Source organism: Pseudactinotalea terrae (assembly GCF_009733845.1).
In the GTDB taxonomy this organism is placed as follows: Bacteria; Actinomycetota; Actinomycetes; order Actinomycetales; family Beutenbergiaceae; genus Pseudactinotalea; species Pseudactinotalea terrae.
Window position 1 is genome coordinate 250348 of record NZ_WNXZ01000002.1, and the last position, 13766, is coordinate 264113.

Genomic DNA, 13766 nt, shown 5'->3' on the forward strand with positions numbered 1-13766 from the left:
GTCCACAGAAATGCTCGCCTCAGCCGCTCACCAGGCCACGGCGGCGCACGATCGCGACCACCGCGACGGCGGTCACCAGCACCATCGCGAGGATCGCCCAACGGACGCTCGCGGCATCCGCGACCGTGCCGACGACCGCGGAGGCCACCGGCCGGAACCCCACGAAGCAGATCATCCAGAACGCCATCACACGGCCACGAAGATGCTCGGGGACGCGCAGCAGCACCGCCGTGCTCACGCTGGTGACGGCGATGATGAAGCCGGCACCGGCGACCGCGAAGCCGCCCAGGGCGCCAGCTGCCCAGGGCAGCGCGGCCACCGTGCCCATGCCGACCGTCAGGCAGCCCAGACCGGTCAGCAGCAGCGCGATCGTGCGCTCGGGCTTGCTGAGCCAGGTCACGAGCAGCAGCCCGACGGCCGATCCGATGCCGAAGGTCGAGGTCAGCGCTCCGACCATCTCGGGTCCGGAGCCCAGGTCGGCAGCGAGCGCGGGTGCCAGCGTGATGCTCGGCTCGGCACCGAAGGTGACCGCGATGACCGCGAGCAGCAGAAGCAGCAGGCCCGGGTCGGAGCGCACGTGCTGCCATGCGGCGCGCACGGAGTAGTCGGTGCCGGCCTTGCGCGGCTCGTTGGCGGGGATCCGCACGACGATCAGCAGCATCAGGAAAGCCACCTGGCCGAGCGCCGCGATGGCGATCCCTGCGGCCGGACCCACCGCTGCCACGGTCGAGGCCCCCACGACCGGGCCGACCACGCGCGCCACGGTCATCGGGGCGGTATTGAGCCCCATCGCGCGCGGCAGCTCGTCCCGGGTGACCAGCCGGGGAGTGACCGACTGCATCGCGGGGCCGCCGATCGCGAACCCGAACCCCACCGTGAGCGATCCGATCAGCACCGCTGTCGCGAGCGACCATCCGGTCGGATCCAGGAACCACACCCATGCGGCCAGCCCACCTGCGCCGATGATGCAGACCACCCGGCCCAGCACGATCTGCCGCACGGGGTCGCCGCGGTCGGCCCACGTCCCGCTCAGCGGCGCGAGGATGAGCTGCGGCACGAACTGCGCGCCGGCGACCACCCCGACCGCCAGCGTGGAGCCGGTGGCGTCGAAGACCGAGATCGCGGCGGCCACGCTGAAGGCCCAGACACCGATGATGCCGATGATCTTTCCCCAGAAGAGCCCGCCGAAGTCCCGGTCGAGCAGCAGCCGCAGGGTGCCCCGGGGAGCGGGCGCCGCGATCTGGGAGGCAGCGGTCGCGTCGGCTGTCATCGGCGGGCCGCCAGCTCGGCGCTGTACCCCTCGGTCAGCCGTCCCATCAGCTCGATCAGCCGGGCGAGGTCGTCGTCGTGCCAGCCCGAGGTGATCTGCGCGAGCAGCTCCTGGCGATTGGCGGTGGCCTGCGCGAGCGCGTCGCGCCCGGCCTCCGTGAGGTCGAGCCTCGCCTTGCGCTGGTCGTCGCCACAGGTCGACTTGGTGATGAGGCCCGCCGCGGTCATCGCCTGCACGGCTCGGCTCGCCGTCGACTGCTCGATCGCGTGGTCGACCGCGACATCCTTGACGGTCGGGGTGCTTCCGCCCGCCGCGATCCGCTCGACCGTGCGGAGCACGCGCAGCCCGGCGATCCCCACCCCCTCGGGCATGCCGCGGAGCAGCAGCCGCCGGTAGGAGGGGCTGCGGCGCTGGCGGAGCAGCCGCACCACGAGCTCGTCCAGCCGGGAGAGGTCGTCGGACACGAATATATGTGTAGCACACATATATCTCGTGACGGCGGACCGCTCAGCACGCGGGATGGTCGCCGGCCGCGTCCGGCTGCTGAGATGACCTCACTAGACTCCCCACCGTGGGACTGCACCTCTACGACACGGCGAGCCGCGCCGTCCGACCCTTCCACCCGAAGACACCTGGTGAGGTCGGGATCTACCTGTGCGGCGCGACCGTGCAGGGCAGCCCGCACATCGGGCACCTGCGATCGAGCATCGCCGTCGACATCCTGCGGCGCTGGTTGGAACGCAGCGGGCAGCGGGTCACGCTGATCCGGAACGTCACCGACATCGACGACAAGATCCTCGCCAAGGCTGCCGACGCCGGGCAGCCCTGGTGGGCCTGGGCGCACAGGTACGAGCGCGAGTTCAGCGAGGCCTACGCCGCGCTCAACGTGCGGCCGCCCACCTACGAGCCCCGAGCCACCGGGCACATCACCGAGATGGTCGAGCTGATGGAGAGCCTGGTCGATCGCGGCCACGCCTACCCCGGTGACCCGGGCAACGTCTGGTTCGACGTGCGCTCCTGGAGCGACTACGGCGAGCTCACCCACCAACGGCCGGAGAACCTCGTCTCCGAGGAGGATGGGGTCGAGCCACCGGCCGACAAGCGCGACCCGCTCGACTTCGCGCTCTGGAAGGCCCCGAAGGGCGGTGAGCCCGAGACCGCGGCCTGGCCCACCCCCTACGGTCGCGGGCGCCCCGGCTGGCACCTCGAGTGCTCCGCGATGGCGCGCAAGTACCTCGGTGAGAGCTTCGACATCCACGCCGGCGGCATCGACCTGCGCTTCCCGCACCACGAGAACGAGCAGGCGCAGTCACGAGCCGCGGGCTGGGGCTTCGCGGGCCACTGGTTCCACAACGCCTGGGTCACGGTCAGCGGCGAGAAGATGAGCAAGTCCCTCGGCAACTCGCTGATCGTCGGCGAGGTCTTGCGCGAGGCGGACCCGGTGCTGCTGCGCTATGCGCTCAGCGCCGTGCACTACCGCTCCACGCTCGAGTACACCCCCGGCGTCTCGCTCATCGAGGCCGGGGCCGCCTGGGAGCGCATCACGGGGTTCGTCTCCCGCGCCATCCAGATCGACGACGGCGCGGCCGGGCCCGTCGCGGACGTCGCCCTCCCCGAGGGTTTCGCGAGCGCGATGAACGACGACGTCAACGTCTCGGCCGCGCTCGCGGTCGTGCACGAGACGGTCCGGGCCGGCAACAGCGCGCTCGCGGCCGGTGCCGCCGCCACGCAGGAGGCGCTCGCGGCGCGCGGGATGCTCGACGTCCTCGGGCTGGACCCGCTCGACCCGCACTGGGCGGCCGCCAGCGGCTCCGACGCCTCGCGCGCCGCCCTGGACGTGCTCGTGCGGGCGGTGCTCGACGAGCGTGCACGGGCACGCGCGGAGAAGGACTGGGCACGCGCGGACGCGCTGCGCGACCGGCTCGCCGAGGCCGGTGTCCTCGTCGAGGACGGGGCCGACGGCGCACGGTGGTCGCTGCGCTGACATGAGACGATCAGGCGGTGGCAGGTAACTCACGTCGTCAGGGCGCCGTACGCAAGTCCGGCAGCAAGAAGGGCGCCACCGTCGGTTCCGGCGGTCAGCGGCGCCGAGGGCTCGAGGGCAAGGGCCCCACGCCCAAGGCCGAGGACCGGCCCTATCACGTCGCCCACAAGCGCAAGAAGTCGGCCGAGCGAGAGGCCTCCCGCGCGCCTGCGCAACGCAGCCGCGCACCGCGCCGTAGCGGTGAGCGCACCCACGAGATCGTGGCGGGGCGCAACGCGGTGGTGGAGGCGTTGCGCGCCGGGGTCCCGGCCACCACGGTCTGGCTCGCGAGCCGGATCGAGGCGGACGACCGCACCCGCGAGATCCTCCGCGAGGTGACCTCGCGCGGCGTGCCGCTGCTCGAGGTGGGCAAGCCCGAGCTCGACAAGCTCACCGAGGGTGCCGTCCACCAGGGCGTCGCCATGCAGGTGCCCGCGTACTCGTACCGGCAGCCCGAAGACCTCCTCGACGACGCGCACGCGCTCGGACGCAGGCCGCTGATCGTCGCGCTCGACGGCGTCACCGACCCCCGGAACCTCGGTGCCGCGCTCCGCTCCGCCGGCGCGTTCGGCGCCGACGGGGTCGTGGTGCCCGAGCGGCGTGCCGCGGGCGTCACGGCCTCGGCGTGGAAGGTCTCGGCCGGGGCGGCGGCCCGGGTGCCGGTCGCGCGTGCGACCAACCTGGTTCGTGCCCTCAAGACCTATCAGGAGGCCGGCTGCTTCATCGTCGGTCTCGACGCCGGCGGCAGCGTCGAGATCGGCGAGCTCGAGGTCGCGAACGAGGCGCTCGTGCTCGTCTGCGGCTCGGAAGGGAAAGGGCTGTCCCGGCTCGTGCGGGAGACGTGCGACGTGATCGCCTCGATCCCGATCGCCGCCAGCACCGAGTCGCTCAACGCAGGCACCGCCACGGGGATCGCCCTGTACGAGGTGGCTCGCCGCCGTCGCGAGTCCGATCGGTAGGGTCTGACCATGACGAACTGGCAGCGCCGGTCCGGGATGGTCACCGGTGACGCGGCCCATGCCGACCGCGCGCGAGGGTTCCTCGAGGGGGCGCTCGTGATCGCGCTCGTCGAGTCGGAGCCCGACGCTCCCGACATGGTGGGCGTCACGGTGGCCACCGACGAGCAGGATCGGGTCGCCGTCGTCGACGACGCTCGCAGCATGATCACCGCGGGTCCCACGCTCACCGAGCTGGCCGAGGCGCTCTCGGCCGCCTGCGATGCCGAGGTCGCCTTCGAGGACATGGTGGTCGGCGACGACCTCGCTGAGCAGCTCGACCGGAGCGACCCGTTCGACCCGGAGATCGACATCTCCTCGGCGTACGTTCCTGACCGTGCCGTGGTCTACACCCGGGCGGCCCTGACCGAGCTCGGCGCGCTGGTCAGCGCGATCGACATGCCGGTGCTCGTGGCGCCGCATCGTGAGGGCCACCTCGTGCTCGTCACCGACGGTCCGGCGCTCAGCGCCGTGGACTGGTCCGATGCGCTCAAGCCTGCCCTCGTGGTCGAGCAGGGTGCCGCGTACCCGGCGGCCGCGGTCATCGACGGCGACACCGCGTACGTGCACACCTGGGACCTGGTGGTCGAGGAGGTCCCCAGCGAGCCCGCCGCCGCCACCATCGCCCACGACTTCATCGACGCCACCCTGGGGATCGGCGGGCTCACGGAAAGGGTCACCGCCCTGCTGCCCGAGGCGGACCCCCGCGCTGTGCGCGCAGCGTTCGAGGCCACCTCGTCAGGTCCGCAGCGCCTGATCGACGCCCTGGGGCTGCCCGCGGAGCTGACCGACTATCTCGCGCACGGCGACACACCTGACCTCGCCGACGCGACCATTCTGCAGCCTGACGGGTTCGGGCAGGCCTTCGCCCGCGCGGTGACCGATGCGCAGGCACAGATGACCAAGAGCGTGCGTGAGCACACCGAGCAGATGCGTGAGCACACCGAGCAGGTGCGTGAGCGTGCCGAAGCAGCGCGCGTGCGCGCCGAGTCCGCTTTCGACGCCGCCGAGACCTTCACCGAGGAGGTCGTGGTCCCGATCCGCCAGTCGTGGTGGACCCCTGCCGTCGCGGCCGTGGAGGCCACGCTCGGGCTGCTGGCGCTGCGTCGCGCCGGCCGGGGCGCCCGGCTCGGGACCGGCACCAGCGCGGGGGAGCGCGTGCTCGGCATCGGCGGCGTGCTGCTGCTGGTGGATGCCGTGGTCAACACCGCTGTCTTTCTCGCGCCCCGGTTGCGGCGCGACCTCTAGCCCCGGTCGTACACTCGTCCGCAGGCCCCGGTGGGCCTGCCGCCTGCCACGATGGTGAACCCCGGGAACGCATGGATCGATCAGGCCCTGACTGCCGATGGCGGCCCGGCCGGCAACGCAGGCACCGGTGACGCGTGGGACCGCCGGAGGGTGAGTCATGAGCAACAACGATCCGAAGCAGATGGCCAAGCGGCTCCGTGCCGAGTTGGCCGAGCGTGGCCTCGAGGTCACGCACGGGCAGGCGCTGGAGCTGGTCGCGCACCAGCATGGTCACGCGAACTGGAACACCATGGCGGCGGTGCCGGTGGTGCCTCCGCCGGCCCCCGAGCGCTCGCCCGGGCGGTCGCCGGGCGCGATCCCGATCTTCCGGATGTTCGACGTCGAGCGGACCCTCGAGTTCTATGTCGGCTTCCTCGGGTTCCGAGTGGCCTGGGAGCACCGGTTCGAGGAGGGGATGCCGTTGTACGTGGAGGTCGAGCGGGACCTCGTGCGACTGCACCTGTCCGAGCACCACGGCGACGCGACGCCGGGCAGCGCGGTGATCATCGACGTCGCGGACGCCGCTGCGCTGCAGCGTGAGCTCGCAGCCAAGGAGTACCGCTACGCCCGGCCGGGCCTCGAGCGGCAGGAGTGGGGGCTGTCCGTCACGGTGGGCGATCCGGCCGGCAACCGGCTGATCTTCCTCGAGCGATGAGTCGCTCGGCGCCGCCGCCCGGCGGGGTCAGCTGCCGATCTGGGTGTCGGTGTCGCTGATCGCCCGGAGGGTGGCGGTGTCGAGCTCGAGGATCGCTTCCTCGTCGGGGCGGTCGGGCAGCACGTTCCTCACGTAGGAGGCGACCGCGTCGGCGGTCGGGATGTCGTGCCCGGCCTTCTCGGCGAGGTACCAGCGGTGCTCGAGGATCTCGTGGAAGGCCTCAGCGGGCTCGAGCTTGCGCCGCAGGTTCCGGGGGATCGCGGCGATCGCCGGCTCGAACACCTCGTTCAGCCAGTCGTGCGCGACGTACTCCTCGTCGTCGCCGAGCCGATCGGTGTCCGCTCGGTAGGTGTCCATGTCGTTGAGGAGGCGGCGGGCCTGGTTCTCCTGCACGTCCAGCCCGGTGAGCCGCATGAGCCGGCGGTGGTGGTGCCCGGCGTCGACCACCTTCGGCTGGATGTGCACGGTGGTGCCGTCGAAGTCGGTGGTCATCTGCAGCTCACCGACGTCGTACCCGAGCTCGTTGAGCCGCTGGATCCGGGCGGACACCCGCCAGCGGTCCTCCGAGGAGAACTCCTCCTCCTGGGTGAGCTCGCGCCACAGCTCGTTGTAGCGCTGCACGAGCATCTCGCCGATGAGCACGGTGTCCTCGACGTCCTGCAGCAGCCCGCCTGCCTCGAGGTCCATCAGCTCGCCGATGATGTTGACGCGCGCGATCTCGAGGTCGTACTCGCGCTGACCGCGCGTCAGCTGCTGGTGCATGTCACCGGTCTCGGCGTCCACGAGGTAGGCCGAGAACGCTCCGGCGTCACGCCGGAACAGCGTGTTCGAGAGCGACACGTCGCCCCAGTAGAAGCCGATCAGGTGCAGCCGCACAAGCAGCACGGCGAGCGCGTCGATCAGCCGCGTGGCCATGTCGGGGGCCAGCTGACGGGAGAACAGCGCCCGGTACGGCAGCGAGAACTTCAGGTGCTTGGTGATCAGCACCGAGTCCAGCGGCTCGCCGGTGGGCGATGTCCGGCCGGTGATGACGCCGACCGGCTCCACCGAGGGCACGTCGAGCCTGTCGAGATCTCGCAGCAGCGCGTACTCGCGGTACGCGACCGACTCGCCGATCTCCTTGATCGCGATGACGCTGCCCGACATCCGCACGAACCGCACCACGTGCCGCGAGATCCCTCGGGGCAGGGCGGCGAGCAGGTCCTCGGGCCATTCCTCGAGGGGGATGTGCCACGGCAGATCGAGCAGCGCCGGGTCGGGCGCGGCTGCGGTGATCTGAAGCGCTGCCGGCATGTCACCAAGTCTGTCAGGCGCCGAGCGCGAGCACCTACTGCCGCGGGCGCGATGTACGAGAGGTCACAAAGACGAAGAGGGGCGGACCCGTCCGGGCCCGCCCCTCTCACGTCATGCGACGAGGTCAGCTGGGCAGACGCTCGCCGGTGGCGGGGGAGAAGTGGTGCTGCTCGCCCTGGCGGATCTTGACCCAGATCGTGTCGCCCTTGAGGGGAGGACGGCGGGGGTCGACACGCACGATCATCTGCGACTCGCCGGCCCCGGAGGTGATGGCCTCTGCCGCCTCCGCGTTGGCCAGCTGGCCGTAGACGAACGCATCCGAGCCGAGCTCCTCGACGAGGTTCACGGTCACGGGGAACGAACCCTCTTCGTCCTGCGTGGTGGTGTCGAGCGACTCCGGGCGGAAGCCCAGCGTGATGTGGCCGTTGTCGTCCGGGGTGAGTGCGTCGAGCGTGGCGCGCGACAGCGGGATGTGGGTCTCGGCGAGGTTGGCCTTGCCATCGGCGACCTTGAAGTCGCCGAGGTTCATGGCCGGGGAGCCGATGAAGCCCGCGACGAACACGTTCTCCGGGGTGTCGTACATCTCGCGCGGGGTGCCGACCTGCTGGAGCAGACCATCCTTGAGGACCGCGATGCGGTCACCCATGGTCAGCGCCTCCGTCTGGTCGTGCGTGACGTAGACGGTGGTGACACCGAGGCGGCGCTGCAGCGACGCGATCTGCGTACGGGTCTGGACGCGAAGCTTGGCGTCGAGGTTCGACAGCGGCTCGTCCATGAGGAACACCTGGGGCTGACGCACGATCGCGCGACCCATGGCCACGCGCTGACGCTGACCACCGGAGAGCGCCTTCGGCTTGCGGTCCAGGTACTGGGAGAGGTCGAGGATCTTCGCGGCGTCTTCGACCCGCTGGCGGATCTCTGCCTTCGGGGTGCCGGCGATCTTCAGGGCGAAGCCCATGTTGTCGGCGACGGACATGTGGGGGTAGAGCGCGTAGTTCTGGAACACCATGGCGATGTCCCGGTCCTTCGGCTGCACGTCGGTGACGTCGCGGTCACCGATCAGGATGCGACCCGCGTTGACATCCTCCAGGCCGGCGAGCATGCGCAGCGAGGTGGACTTGCCGCAGCCGGACGGGCCGACGAGAACGAGGAACTCGCCGTCGGCGACCTCGAGGTTCAGCTGGTCCACGGCCGGGGTCTCAGAGCCCGGGTAGATGCGTGTGGCGTGGTCGAAAGTGACTGATGCCATGGTGGTGAATCCCTCCACCGGCAGGTACGTGCCGGACGATCCGTTGTGAAGGTGTCAGAGCAATCTGACACGGCCCGCTCCTGCGAGCCGCTCACAGTGTCGCACACCTTGCGGGGCGTCCGTGACGCGGGTCACATACCAGCGAGCTCGGCGAGACGAGCAAGGACCTGCCCGACGGCGGCAGGATCCTCGACGCGGAACGTCGCCCTGGTCTCGCCGTCGCCGACCTTGATGCCCAGGTCACCGGGAACCAGCGCCGCGAAGGCATCCTCGTCGGTCACGTCGTCGCCGCCGTAGAGCAGCGGGGTCCCCTCCGGGAGCGTGCGCGCAGGGAAGCCTGTGCGCAGCAGCGTCACCGCGTCGCCCTTGGTGGCGTGCGCGACGCTCAGCTCGACCACGCGCTTGCCGGCGATCGCCCGCACACCGGTGAGGCTGCCCAGCTGCGCGAGCGTGTCCTGCTCGAGCGCGGCCGCTGCGGCGGCGTCGGGGACCGGTCGTGTGTGCACCACGATCGCCGTGGGCTTCTCCTCGACCCAGCTGCCCGGGACAGCTGCGGTCAGCTCGGCCGTGCGCTCGCGCAGCCGCTCCAGCAGGGCCTGCTGCTCCTCACCGAGCACCGGGGGCACCACCTCGAGCCGGCCGTCCTCCTGGACGAAGCCCTGCTCGGCCCCGTGGGAGCCGATGATCGCGGTCGACGGTGGTGCGGCGCGCAGCAGCGCCGGGTCGCCTGCGGCGCGGCCGGACACCAGCCCGAGATGGACCGTGGGGTCCTGTGCCAGACGCTCGAGCGCGGCGCGGGTGGCAGCCAGCGGTGCCGCGTCCTCGGGGCGGGGAACGATCGGGGCGAGCACCCCGTCGAAGTCGAGGGCGATCACTCGCTCGGGTGCGGCGGCGAAGGCGACCAGGGCGGCGTCGAGATCGGGATGGAGAGTCATGGCGGCTACCTGGCGACCTCGCTGCGGGCGAGCGAGTCCAGGAACCGCTCGGCCCACCGATCGACGTCGTTGTGCATCACCTTGCGTCGCATCGCGCGCATGCGGCGGCGCCGTTCGCTGCGGGGCATGTCGATCGCGGCGAGAATCGTCCTCTTGAGGCCCTCGATGTCATGGGGGTTGACCAGCAGCGCCGGGGTGAGCTCGTCGGCGGCGCCGGTGAACTCCGACAGCACCAGCGCGCCGTCGAGGTCCGCCCGGGCGGCGACGTACTCCTTGGCCACGAGGTTCATGCCGTCACGCAGGGCGGTGACGAGCATGACGTCGGCGGCGCGGAACATCGCGGCCATCTCCTCGGCCGGGTAGGAGTGGTGCAGGTAGTGGATCGCGGGGCGTCCCAGCGCGGAGTGGTCACCGTTGATGCGGCCGACCATCACCTCGACCTGGCGGCGCAGCGTGGCGTACTGCTCCACGTGCTCGCGGCTCGGGCTGGCGATCTGCACGAACGTGGTGCCCGGGGCGCGCAGCTTGCCCTCGCCGAGCAGCTCGCCGTAGGCCTTGATGCGGTGGCGGATGCCCTTGGTGTAGTCGAGGCGGTCGACGCCGAGGATGAGCACGTCCGGCGAGCCGAGCTCGGCGCGGATCTCCAGCGCGCGCTGCTCGACCTCGGGCGTGGCAGCCAGCTCGGCGAAGCCCGAGCTGTCGATCGAGATCGGGAAGGCCTTCGCCCGCACCGTGCGATCGGGGCGGCTGCGGCGCTTCATGGTCACGATCGGGCCGCGCGTGGTGTGCTCGCTGAACCGGCGCACGGCGCGGAGGAAGTTCGCCTCGTCGCCGGTGCGCTGGAACCCGATCAGGTCGGCGCCCAGCAGCCCGCTGACGACCTCGTTGCGCCACGGCAGCTGGCCGAACAGCTCCACGGGCGGGAACGGGATGTGGTGGAAGTAGCCGATGCGCAGGTCGTTCCGGAGCTGGCGCAGCAGCCGCGGCACGAGCTGCAGCTGGTAGTCCTGCACCCAGACCAACGCGCCCTCGGGCGCGGCCTTGGCCGTGGCCTCGGCGAACCGGGTGTTGACCTCCACGTAGCTGGTCCACCAGTCGCGGTGGTACTCGGGGTCGACGATCACGTCGTGGTAGAGCGGCCAGATGGTGGCGTTCGAGAAGCCCTCGTAGTAGCGCTTGAGGTCATGCTTGCTCAGCGCGACAGGGTGCATGTCGATGCCGTCGGCGGTGAATGGCTCGAGATCGCGGCCGTGCTTGCCGGCCCAGCCGACCCACACGCCGTTGCCCTTCTGCATGATCGGGGCGAGCGCGGTGACCAGGCCGCCCGGCGCGCGTGACCATTCGGTGTTTCCGTGCTCATCGGTCGTCTCCTCGACGGGGAGACGATTCGCGACGACGACGAGATCTCTGCCGGGGCCCATGGTCGCCAGGGTAACGAAGTGAGTACAGCTGCCCGTCATCGGCGGTCCAGCGCTGCCCGTGGCGTAACTTGCCTGTGTGGAGGGGTCCGAGAGCGAGACCGCCCCTGCGCCCGTGCGGCGTTCGGTGGGCGGCTACGAGCTCGTGCGCGTGCTCGGCTCCGGCGGCATGGGCACGGTGTACGAGGCGATCGACGCCGACGACCGCCGGGTCGCGCTCAAGCTGCTCCACCCCGCGTTCAGCACCGACGACGCGGCGCGCGCGCGGTTGCGGCGCGAGGTCGCGACGTTGCACCGCGTCCGCGGCGCCCGGGTCGCGCGGGTGCTCGACGCCGAGGCCGACGCCGACGAGGCGTTCGTGGTCACCGAGCTGATCGACGGCGAGTCCCTCGACTACTCCGTGCGCCAGCACGGCCCCCTGGATGCCGAGGAGCTCCACGACCTCGCCGGCGGGCTGGCGAGCGCGCTCACGCAGATCCACGCCGTCGGCGTGGTCCATCGCGACATGAAGCCCGGCAACGTGATGCTGACCGACGACGGGCCCGTCGTCATCGACTTCGGGATCTCACAGCTGGCCGAGGACGCCCGCCTCACCCAGACCGGGCTGGTCACCGGGACACCCGGCTACGTCGACCCGCAGGTCCTCGCCGGCGGCACCCCGGACACCCGGGGGGACTGGTGGGGCTGGGCGGCCGTGCTCCTGTTCGCCGCTACCGGCCGGCCGCCCTTCGGCACCGGCCCGCTGGCTGCGGTGCTCGCGCGGGTCGAGACCGGGCGCGCCGACGTCGATGGTCTGCCGCCGCGGGTGGGACAGGTGCTGCGGCGCGCGCTGCACCCCGAGCCGGACCTCCGGCTGAGCCCGCAGTCGGTCATCAAGGCGCTCGATGACCATCTCCACGGCCGCGAGGTCACGCAGGTCGTCGCGCTCACGGGCGAGGACGGTCATGGGCCCGCTCGACCCGGTACCCAGCCGCTGCCGCCGAGCTATGCGCCCCCGATCCAGCACGGCTGGGGCGAGCCGGTCGCCGAGGTCGCCGCCGTGCCGCACCATCTCGAGCCCGTCCACCCCCAGCCGGTGCACCCGCCGCAGCCCGTGCACCCGCCGCCCGTCGGTCAGCAGGTCGAGCAGCGCGGTGAGCAGGAGAGCGCCGTCGGCGACTGGCCGGCATGGGCGGTTCCCGCGCGCTCTCGGCCGGGGATCACGCTCGCCTGGTGGTTGGCCGCTGTCGGCGCGGGCATGCTCTGGCCGGGCTGGACCCTGATCGCGTTCGGGGTGGTCATGGTCGTCGGCGGCACCGTGGGCGCTTCGGCGCGGGCGATGCGCAACCGTAGGCTCAAGCACGGGCTGCGGCGCTCCGACGTCGCGGTGGCCTCGCTCTCGAGCCCGGTGCACACCGTGCTGGCCATGCTGATGCTGTTGCCCGGGATCCTGGTCGGCGTGCTGGGCGGTGGCATCCTGTGGGGCCTGCTGGCTCCTTCGGGGGTCGACTCGTTCGTCATGCTGGTGGTGATCGCCACGCTGACGCTGCTGGTGTGGTGGACCCCGTCGAGCGCGACCGCCCGCGAGGGGATCTGGGCGGTCCTGGACTCGCTCGCGCCGAGCCGCGGCAGCGTGTGGATCTGGATCATCATCGGGCTCTCGGTCGCCACCGCGACCGGCGCGGCAGCGCTGCTCGCCGGGCCCGTCCCGGTGTGGGCTCCGCTACCCGTGCCGCCGATCCCCAGTTTCGTTTCGTAGACTCACCCCGCCCGGTCCGCCGCTGCGCGGCGATGCCCGGCCACGAGACCGATCAGTCCGCCGTCGACGTCCTCGTCGACCAGCAGTGGAAGACGAGTGCGAATGCCTGCCAACGAGCCCCGCAAGACCAAGGCTGACCGCCGTGAGGCCGCACGCAAGGAGGCCGAGCGGCTCGCTGCCAAGCAGGCCTCGACCGAGAGGCGGAACCGGCTCGTCATCCTCGTCGCGTCGGTGCTCGTGGTCGCGCTCATCGGCGTGGCCGGCTTCTTCATCTGGAAGGAGTCGCAGCGCACGCTGCTGACCGACTTCGAGGGTGCGCGACCGGCTGCCTCCACGGACAGCGGGGGCATCACGTTCGGGGCGGGTGCGGTGGCGGGCACCACGACCGAGGGGGCGGCCGAGGTGCAGATCTATGTCGACTTCATGTGTCCGGTCTGCGGCACCTACGACGAGGTCAACCGCGAGGACATCCGCACGATGCTGACCGAGGGCGACGCCACCGTGGTGTACCACCCGCTGAACTACCTGGACCAGTACTCGATGGGCACGAACTACTCGACGCGGGCCGCGAACGCCTTCGCCACGGCCGCGACCGATGCGCCCGAGGCAGCTCTCGACTTCCTCGAGTCGTTGTTCGACAACCAGCCGGCGGAGCAGACAGAGGGGCTCACCGACGAGGAGATCGCCACCATCGCCGTCGAGGCAGGTGTGCCGCAAGAGGTCGCCGACACGTTCGCGAACGGCATCTACAGCGAGTGGGTCGCTGTGGCCTCTGACCAGGCGCGCAACGACGGCGTCACCGGCACCCCGACCACCTTCCTCGATGGCTCCCGCTGGGGGACGCAGGGCGAGTGGAGCGAGCCCGGCAATCTCCTCGAGGCAGTGCGGGCCGCCGGCTGATCG

General features: G+C 71.3%; 12 protein-coding genes. 6 read left to right on the forward strand and 6 right to left on the reverse strand.

From position 1 onward, the window contains the following. Positions 1-19: 19 nt before the first annotated feature. Positions 20-1270 (reverse strand): MFS transporter, encoded by a 1251-nt coding sequence (locus GPA03_RS08630; protein ID WP_156251589.1) that lies wholly within the window; start codon positions 1268-1270, stop codon positions 20-22. Next, on the reverse strand, positions 1267-1734 hold the full coding sequence (locus tag GPA03_RS08635; protein WP_162458309.1) for a MarR family winged helix-turn-helix transcriptional regulator: 468 nt from the start codon (positions 1732-1734) through the stop codon (positions 1267-1269). The genes GPA03_RS08630 and GPA03_RS08635 overlap by 4 nt, the downstream gene beginning before the upstream one ends. 107 nt (positions 1735-1841) lie before the next feature. Between GPA03_RS08635 and cysS the strand changes: the two genes are divergently transcribed. The 4 genes from cysS (at position 1842) to GPA03_RS08655 (ending at position 6230) form a co-directional block, all read left to right on the forward strand. After that, complete coding sequence (cysS, locus tag GPA03_RS08640) at positions 1842-3254, forward strand: cysteine--tRNA ligase (protein WP_156251591.1); 1413 nt, start codon at positions 1842-1844, stop codon at positions 3252-3254. 17 nt (positions 3255-3271) lie between these two features. After that, positions 3272-4252 (forward strand): 23S rRNA (guanosine(2251)-2'-O)-methyltransferase RlmB, encoded by a 981-nt coding sequence (rlmB, locus tag GPA03_RS08645; protein ID WP_156251592.1) that lies wholly within the window; start codon positions 3272-3274, stop codon positions 4250-4252. A gap of 9 nt (positions 4253-4261) precedes the next feature. Beyond that, positions 4262-5536, forward strand: a complete 1275-nt coding sequence (locus GPA03_RS08650) for a hypothetical protein (protein ID WP_156251593.1) — start codon at positions 4262-4264, stop codon at positions 5534-5536. A gap of 157 nt (positions 5537-5693) precedes the next feature. After that, positions 5694-6230, forward strand: coding sequence for a glyoxalase superfamily protein (locus GPA03_RS08655; protein WP_156251594.1), 537 nt, complete (start codon positions 5694-5696; stop codon positions 6228-6230). Between the two features lie 27 nt (positions 6231-6257). Here GPA03_RS08655 and GPA03_RS08660 read toward each other — a convergent pair whose 3' ends face one another. The 4 genes from GPA03_RS08660 to GPA03_RS08675 form a co-directional block, all read right to left on the reverse strand. After that, entirely contained in the window at positions 6258-7523 is a 1266-nt protein-coding gene (locus GPA03_RS08660) for a DUF4032 domain-containing protein (protein WP_156251595.1), read from the reverse strand. A gap of 124 nt (positions 7524-7647) precedes the next feature. Beyond that, positions 7648-8772: an ABC transporter ATP-binding protein gene (locus GPA03_RS08665; protein WP_156251596.1), complete on the reverse strand. Its 1125-nt coding sequence runs from the start codon at positions 8770-8772 to the stop codon at positions 7648-7650. Between the two features lie 131 nt (positions 8773-8903). Further along, positions 8904-9707 (reverse strand): trehalose-phosphatase, encoded by an 804-nt coding sequence (gene otsB, locus GPA03_RS08670; protein WP_156251597.1) that lies wholly within the window; start codon positions 9705-9707, stop codon positions 8904-8906. 5 nt (positions 9708-9712) lie between these two features. Further along, positions 9713-11128: an alpha,alpha-trehalose-phosphate synthase (UDP-forming) gene (locus GPA03_RS08675; protein ID WP_156251598.1), complete on the reverse strand. Its 1416-nt coding sequence runs from the start codon at positions 11126-11128 to the stop codon at positions 9713-9715. A 76-nt stretch (positions 11129-11204) separates the two neighbouring features. Between GPA03_RS08675 and GPA03_RS08680 the strand changes: the two genes are divergently transcribed. Next, the gene (locus GPA03_RS08680; RefSeq protein WP_156251599.1) at positions 11205-12863 is read left to right on the forward strand and encodes a serine/threonine-protein kinase; all 1659 of its coding nucleotides are present in this window, start codon (positions 11205-11207) and stop codon (positions 12861-12863) included. Between the two features lie 102 nt (positions 12864-12965). Further along, a complete protein-coding gene (locus tag GPA03_RS08685; RefSeq protein ID WP_156251600.1) occupies positions 12966-13763 on the forward strand; it encodes a DsbA family protein in 798 nt (265 codons plus the stop codon). Positions 13764-13766: the final 3 nt, after the last annotated feature.

Coding starts and splice junctions, on each gene's coding strand:
- GPA03_RS08630 (WP_156251589.1), bottom strand. CDS start 1,270: ATGACAGCCGACGCGACCGCTGCCTCCCAGATCGCGGCGCCCGCTCCC.
- GPA03_RS08650 (WP_156251593.1), top strand. CDS start 4,262: ATGACGAACTGGCAGCGCCGGTCCGGGATGGTCACCGGTGACGCGGCC.
- GPA03_RS08655 (WP_156251594.1), top strand. CDS start 5,694: ATGAGCAACAACGATCCGAAGCAGATGGCCAAGCGGCTCCGTGCCGAG.
- GPA03_RS08660 (WP_156251595.1), bottom strand. CDS start 7,523: ATGCCGGCAGCGCTTCAGATCACCGCAGCCGCGCCCGACCCGGCGCTG.
- GPA03_RS08665 (WP_156251596.1), bottom strand. CDS start 8,772: ATGGCATCAGTCACTTTCGACCACGCCACACGCATCTACCCGGGCTCT.
- otsB (WP_156251597.1), bottom strand. CDS start 9,707: ATGACTCTCCATCCCGATCTCGACGCCGCCCTGGTCGCCTTCGCCGCC.
- GPA03_RS08675 (WP_156251598.1), bottom strand. CDS start 11,128: ATGGGCCCCGGCAGAGATCTCGTCGTCGTCGCGAATCGTCTCCCCGTC.
- GPA03_RS08685 (WP_156251600.1), top strand. CDS start 12,966: ATGCCTGCCAACGAGCCCCGCAAGACCAAGGCTGACCGCCGTGAGGCC.